5 protein-coding genes are annotated in these 6850 nt (G+C 45.0%); all 5 read left to right on the forward strand.

The features are described 5' to 3' along the window. Positions 1–231 precede the first annotated feature (231 nt). The 5 genes from Nant_RS21865 to Nant_RS00085 all read left to right on the forward strand — a co-directional run bounded on the left by Nant_RS21865 (position 232) and on the right by Nant_RS00085 (position 6717). Complete coding sequence (locus Nant_RS21865; protein WP_162224912.1) at positions 232–495, forward strand: c-type cytochrome; 264 nt, start codon at positions 232–234, stop codon at positions 493–495. Positions 496–825: 330 nt separating this feature from the next. Then, positions 826–2910, forward strand: a complete 2085-nt coding sequence (fusA, locus tag Nant_RS00070; protein ID WP_054339604.1) for an elongation factor G — start codon at positions 826–828, stop codon at positions 2908–2910. A gap of 729 nt (positions 2911–3639) precedes the next feature. Beyond that, on the forward strand, positions 3640–4065 hold the full coding sequence (locus tag Nant_RS00075) for a MarR family winged helix-turn-helix transcriptional regulator (RefSeq protein WP_054339605.1): 426 nt from the start codon (positions 3640–3642) through the stop codon (positions 4063–4065). Positions 4066–4091: 26 nt separating this feature from the next. Further along, on the forward strand, positions 4092–5180 hold the full coding sequence (locus Nant_RS00080) for an HlyD family secretion protein (RefSeq protein WP_202904913.1): 1089 nt from the start codon (positions 4092–4094) through the stop codon (positions 5178–5180). A 4-nt stretch (positions 5181–5184) separates the two neighbouring features. After that, the gene (locus Nant_RS00085) at positions 5185–6717 is read left to right on the forward strand and encodes a DHA2 family efflux MFS transporter permease subunit (RefSeq protein WP_054339606.1); all 1533 of its coding nucleotides are present in this window, start codon (positions 5185–5187) and stop codon (positions 6715–6717) included. The last annotated feature ends 133 nt before the right edge of the window (positions 6718–6850 follow it).

Genomic DNA, 6850 nt, shown 5'->3' on the forward strand with positions numbered 1-6850 from the left:
TTCTCAAGCGTCTGCCTGAGTTGTCTGCCGCTCAATATCAGATCCTTACAGCGCGAGGGCAATGATAGCGGATAGCACTAGCCGCATGACTACAGAGGATTAACCTTATGGCACACTCTCATCTTTAAGGAATCATGATAATGATTAAGAATAACTGGGGAATCGGGATATTGGTGATGGGCTTTTTGTTAAACCAGCCCTGTCGTATTGGCAGAGCACTTCAATGGCCATGTGGATGTCAAGATAGGCGCTTTATCTGAGTCGGCTCAAAAGGGGCAGTTGGCGTTTAATCACACCTGTTCAGAATGCCACGGTGATAATGCTGAAGGTTCTCTTAAGGGACCCCCTTTGATCCATGGTATTTACAATCCAGGGCATCATTCTAACCAGTCGGTTATTTCCGCTGTACGCAAAGGTGTGCAACAACATCATTGGCCCTATGGAGATATGGGGCTCAAACAGAAATTGGTTTTTCAGAAATGTCTGTTATTTTAAAGTTCGTTCGTGAAGTACAGCAGCAAAATGGTATTGTTCAGAAAAAGCACAAAATGTAATCTGGATTAAGAGCATTTACTAAAGAGAGTAGTTTGTCAGTTTTGCCGGGATTTGTCCGTCAGGAGAAAGATCGGTGCTTGACCTGCTGATAGAATTGATATAAAAACAGCACGTTGGAAGCCTGCAAGGTGTTGAGTCAGCGATTTTTTGGCGAGAATGTACTCTTTTATCTAAAAAAAGGGCTTTTCTTCTACGGAAAGCCTGCACAATCACGTTCGAAATCCTGTATTATAATGCCCATTTTATGCCCCCTAATATTCGAGTGAAGAAATGTCTGACTTATCACACTACCGTAACATCGGTATTTTTGCCCACGTAGACGCGGGAAAAACGACCACTACCGAACGTATCCTGAAGCTGACAGGTAAAATCCATAAGACAGGTGAGGTTCACGATGGTGAATCTACTACCGATTTCATGGAACAGGAAGCTGAGCGGGGTATTACTATTCAGTCAGCGGCGATCACCACTTTCTGGAAAGATCACCGCATGAACATCATCGATACTCCAGGGCACGTTGACTTCACTGTAGAAGTTTATCGTTCTTTGAAAGTACTGGATGGTGGTATTGGTGTGTTCTGTGGTTCTGGTGGTGTTGAGCCTCAGTCTGAAACTAACTGGCGTTATGCCGATGATTCGGGTGTTTCCCGTATCATCTTCGTAAACAAGTTAGACCGTATGGGTGCTGACTTCCACCGCGTTGTAGATCAGGTTGAGAAAGTACTGGCTGCTAAGCCGCTCATCATGGTTCTTCCTATTGGTCGTGAAGAAGACTTCGTAGGTGTTGTTGACCTGCTAACTCGCCAGGCTTTCGTTTGGGATGACACTGGTCTTCCTGAAAACTACGAGATCAAAGACATCCCAGCCGACATGGTAGAAGATGTTGAAATGTACCGTGAGCAGTTGATCGAGACAGCGGTAGAGTTAGATGACGATCTGATGATGGCTTACATGGACGGTGAAGAGCCTTCTATGGAAGATATCAAGCGTTGTATCCGTGAGGGTACTCGAGATCTTAAATTCTTCCCAACGTACTGTGGTTCTGCATTCAAAAACAAAGGCATCCAGCTTATTCTTGATGCAGTTATAGATTACCTGCCAAGCCCAACAGATGTTATCCCACAAGATCTGACGGATGAGTTCGGCGAGCCAACGGGTAAAGTTGCGACTGTTTCCGTTGATGAGCCTTTCCGCGCACTGGCATTTAAGATCATGGAGGACCGTTTTGGCGCTCTGACCTTTATTCGTATTTACTCTGGTAAGTTGAAGAAAGGCGACACCATCCTGAACTCGTTTACAGGTAAAACTGAACGTATTGGTCGTATGTGTGAAATGGAAGCCGATCAGCGTAAAGAACTGGATTCTGCTCAAGCCGGTGACATTCTTGCAATTGTAGGTATGAAAAACGTACAAACAGGTCACACGCTTTGTGATCCTAAGCATGAATGTACGCTTGAAGCCATGGTATTCCCTGAGCCAGTAATCTCGATTGCAGTTACACCTAAGGATAAAGGTGGAGCTGAGAAGATGGGTATTGCGATCGGTAAGATGGTTGCAGAAGATCCTACTTTCATCGTTGAGACTGACGATGACTCTGGCGAAACAATCCTGAAAGGAATGGGTGAGCTTCACCTGGATATCAAAGTAGACATCCTGAAGCGTACCTACGGCGTTGAGCTGATCGTAGGCCAGCCACAGGTTGCTTACCGTGAAACTATCACTATACCTCTGGAAGATTCTTACACCCATAAGAAGCAGTCTGGTGGTTCAGGTCAGTACGGTAAAATCGACTACCGCATCAAGCCGGGCGAGCAGAACACTGGCTTTACGTTCACCTCTTCAGTTGTGGGTGGTAACGTACCTAAGGAATTCTTCCCGGCTATCGAGAAGGGTTTCAAGAGCATGATGAATACAGGTCCGCTGGCGGGCTTCCCTGTGCTTGATGTTGAAATTGAACTTTGCGATGGTGGTTGCCACGCGGTTGACTCCTCTGCGATGGCGTTTGAAATCGCTGCGAAAGGCGCTTTCCGTCAGTCTATGCCTAAAGCGGGTCCACAGTTGTTGGAGCCGGTCATGAAGGTTGACGTGTTCTCCCCTGAAGATCACGTTGGTGATGTTATCGGTGACCTTAACCGTCGTCGTGGCATGATCTCAGGTCAGGAAGCTGCAGGTTCAGGCGTTCGCATCAAGGCGGATGTTCCGCTGTCTGAGATGTTCGGTTATATCGGATCTCTGCGTACTATGACTTCTGGTCGTGGTCAGTTCTCTATGGAGTTCTCACACTACGCTGCATGTCCTAACTCAGTCGCTGAGAAGGTTATTGCTGAAGAGAAAGAGCGTAAAGCTAACAAGTAATTATTTCTTAAGTCTTGTTTTGAAACCCCGGTGATGCAAATCGCCGGGGTTTTCTTTTGTCTGGGTTCTCTGTTTTGGATGAGTTCTTTGGCCGCTTGTCCAGGGCGTATGGAATCGCTAGTTCCTTGAGGCTGGCGTCGGTAATCGAGCCTCATTACTCTAAGGCCGGCAACGGCCGCCGCCCTTCAAAAAGGCAATCAGTCGCACTTTGGCTTGAAAGCCCATATCGGTGTGGATGAAGCAAAAATTCAGCGTATTGGTTGCTGTTTCCTCACTAATATTAGCGTTTTCTGCACAGGCTCACGATGAGAAAGAGCATATGAAAACAGTAGAGTTCAGCAAAAGCAGAGAGCGAGTCTCATGCCCATAGTAATAGTGAGCATATGACTGGTGCGGGTAAGTCGGGTAATCATATGCTAGCGCCCTCTCAGCAATAAATGCTAGTAGTTAATGCTAGTCGTGATTGAATAAAAAGCATCTAAATACGGCTAAATATTAAGTTTATAATCTGAGCTTGCTTCCTATTTTCCCTCGTAAAACCATCTCATTTTTAGCATTACTCAGTAGTGTAATCAGCTGAATATCTCCTGATGTGTAGCAGGCGAGCAAATTGATCATCTTCATTCAAGTGCTCATCAAGAACATATCGCTTTACAGTAGCGCTTTGAAATTTTACTGCAGTAAGCTTATAATAAGCAATGCTTACTAAATTAAGGCTCTAAACTGTCTATGAAAGAAACATTAGGTTTTTTGATATTCGATGTTGCCCGCTTGATGCGTCGGGCTTATCAGCAGAAGCAAAATAACAGTTGCCTGACATTGGCGCAGGCAAGAGCCTTGCTTTATGTCGCGAAAGGCGAAGGCGTAAGGCAGGTTGATTTGGCTGAAGCTCTTGAAGTGAAACCTATAACTCTGGCGCGTCTTCTTGATGAGTTAGAGAAGAATGGTCTGGTTGAACGGCGCAGAGATCCTCAGGACCGGCGTGCACATCAGGTGTATCTGACGTCGGCTGCTCAGCCGCATCTGGCGTCAATAAAAAAAGTGATTGAGGTTATCAGAAATGAGGCCTTAAGTGATTTGACGGAGGAGCAGATTGAAAACCTGCTGTTCTCACTGGAAAAAATGCGTGCGTCTCTGTTATCTGATGAATTGTAGTTAATACTTTAAATAGGAGTTTTTTTGTGAATGTCGCCGCTGATAATCCTAAGCTAAGCAGTGAAGAATTAATTCAACGCAATAAATTGCAGCAGCGTAAATTGATGCGGTTGCTGCTGATGATGGTCGTGCCGCTGCTCGGGCTGTTAATTATTGGTTTTTTCTACCTGTATGGCGGTCGCTATGTGGAAACTGATAATGCTTATGTAAAAGCCGATATGCTGCAAATAAGTGCAGAGGTCTCAGGAAAGATACAGCATGTGGATGTTAAGGAAAATCAGACGGTAGCGGCGGGTCAGTTATTGTTCCAGTTGGATGCTGCTCCTTATAAAGTAGCGGTCGCAAAGTCAGAAGCTGAATTAGCGCAGGTGTATACACAGCTGGTGGTGCTTAAAGCTTCTTATCGTGAAATTCAGGCAGAGCTCGCGTTGGCAGAAAGTCGTTATAATTTTGCTGTTAAAGAACAGAAACGTCAATCCGACTTATTAAATCGTCACTATGTATCGACTTCTCAGTTTGAAGATGCCAAACAAACAACTAGTCTGGCTGCATTGCAAATTGTAGTTGTGAAAGAAAACTTAAAACGTATTGCAGAAGAGTTGGGAGGGAGTATTGATAGCCCAATCAAGCAACACTCTGACTATCTTGCAATACACGCGGAGTTAGAGCAGGCCTTATTGGACCTTTCTTATACCGAAGTGCATGCCCCGACGGCAGGCACGCTGAGTTTGCCGCCCAAACCGGGCCAGTATCTGCCGGCAGGTAAAACGGCGATGTTCATGGTGTCGAATGATCATATGTGGATAGAGGCAAATTTTACAGAAAAAGAGTTAACTCATGTGCATCCCGGGCTGCCGGTTTCGATTCATATTGATACTTATCCCGATAGTGAGTGGTCTGGCGTTGTTGAGAGTGTTAGTCCGGCGACCAGTGCAGAGTTTTCAGTTATTCCTGCACAGAACGCAACAGGTAACTGGGTGAAAATTTCGCAGCGTGTACCTGTGAAGATCACACTGGATACTGTTGATAATCTACCCGAATTAAGGGCTGGTTTAAGTGCTATTACGGAGATAGATACAGGGCAAAAACGCTCACTATTCGGAATGATGTTGTAACCCTATGACCAGTATCGTCGCCGATCAACCGTTTAAAGATAAAGTACCCTCGCGGCTATTAGTTACTATGTCGGTAATGCTTGCCACGATTATGCAGGCGCTGGATACAACAATAGCAAATGTTGCATTGCCGCATATGCAGGGAGCAATGGGGGCTACTCAGGACCAAATCTCCTGGGTGTTGACCTCGTACATAGTAGCGTCTGCTATCTTTATGCCGCTGACGGGGTTTATCTCGGCCAAGATAGGGCGAAAACGCCTTTTTATATGGTCAGTTGTTGGTTTTACCGTGACTTCGATGATGTGCGGTGCTGCTCAAAACCTCGATCAAATTGTTTTTTTCAGGCTTCTGCAAGGAATTTTTGGTGCCAGTTTAGTTCCACTATCTCAGTCTGTATTGTTAGACACCTATCCTCCTGAAAAGCATGGGTCGGCTATGGCAATGTGGGGAATGGGTGTTATGTTGGGGCCGATTTTAGGGCCCTCATTGGGGGGTATCCTTACAGAATATTATAGCTGGCGCTGGGTGTTTTATATCAATCTGCCGTTTGGCTTGTTGGCGTGGTTTGGGTTGGTTCGATACGTCAAAGAAACGCCTTTAGATGGTACTCGTCGTTTTGATTTGATGGGTTTTGCATTGCTTGGGATCAGTATCGGATGTTTACAGATGATGCTGGATCGTGGGCAATCGTTAGATTGGTTCGTTAGTACCGAAGTAATAATTGAAGCAATAGTATCTGGTCTGGCATTTTATTTGTTCGTTACTCATATATTTACGCGTGAACAGCCTTTTATTGAGCCGGGCTTGTTTAATGATCGTAATTTTAGTGTGGGGCTAATTTTTATTTTCATTGTTGGTATTATTCTATTGGCGACAATGGCGTTGTTACCCCCGTTTATGCAGAATTTGATGGGATATCCTGTTATCGATGTAGGGTATGTGTTGGCGCCGCGCGGTATCGGAACAATGATTGGTATGATGGTGGTTGGAAGGCTCGCAGGGAAAGTAGACCCCAGGTATGAGATTTTATTAGGCTTGATATTGGTAAGTTTTTCGCTCTGGGAAATGACAAAATTTACAGCTGAAGTCGATAGCTTCGAAATCGTCCGTACGGGTATGATTCAGGGTTTAGGGTTGGGTTTCCTTTTTGTTCCGTTGTCTACGATAACTTTTTCAAGCTTAGCGGCACATTATCGTAATGAAGGGACTGCACTGTTCAGTTTATTGCGTAATCTGGGTAGTAGTATCGGTATCTCGATGGTTATAGCCTATCTGGCACAGCGTACGCAGATTAATCATGCGATTTTATCTGAGTATATTCAGCCTTTCAGTATAGGGTTACAGCAAGCTCAAGACGCAGGTATTTATGATATATCAACGACGGCAGGTTTGGTTGCTATCAACAAAGAGGTCACTGTACAGGCTGCAACACTGGCATATTTGCAGGACTTTCGTTTGATGATGTGGATTACATTGGCCGCTATGCCGTTAGTGCTGTTGCTACGTGCGCCGATAAAAGCAAAGAGCTCAAGCTGATAGAGCGTTCAGTGATTGAATAGCAGGGTAGGCGTTGGAGATGTTTTTAAGATCAGGATGTGAATTCTGGTGCTCTGGTTTATATTTTCATAAAAATATGACTTTTATTCCAACAGGCTATTGACTCATTTCG

The sequence above is a fragment of the Neptunomonas antarctica genome (assembly GCF_001305295.1).
In the GTDB taxonomy this organism is placed as follows: domain Bacteria; phylum Pseudomonadota; class Gammaproteobacteria; order Pseudomonadales; family Balneatricaceae; genus Neptunomonas; species Neptunomonas antarctica.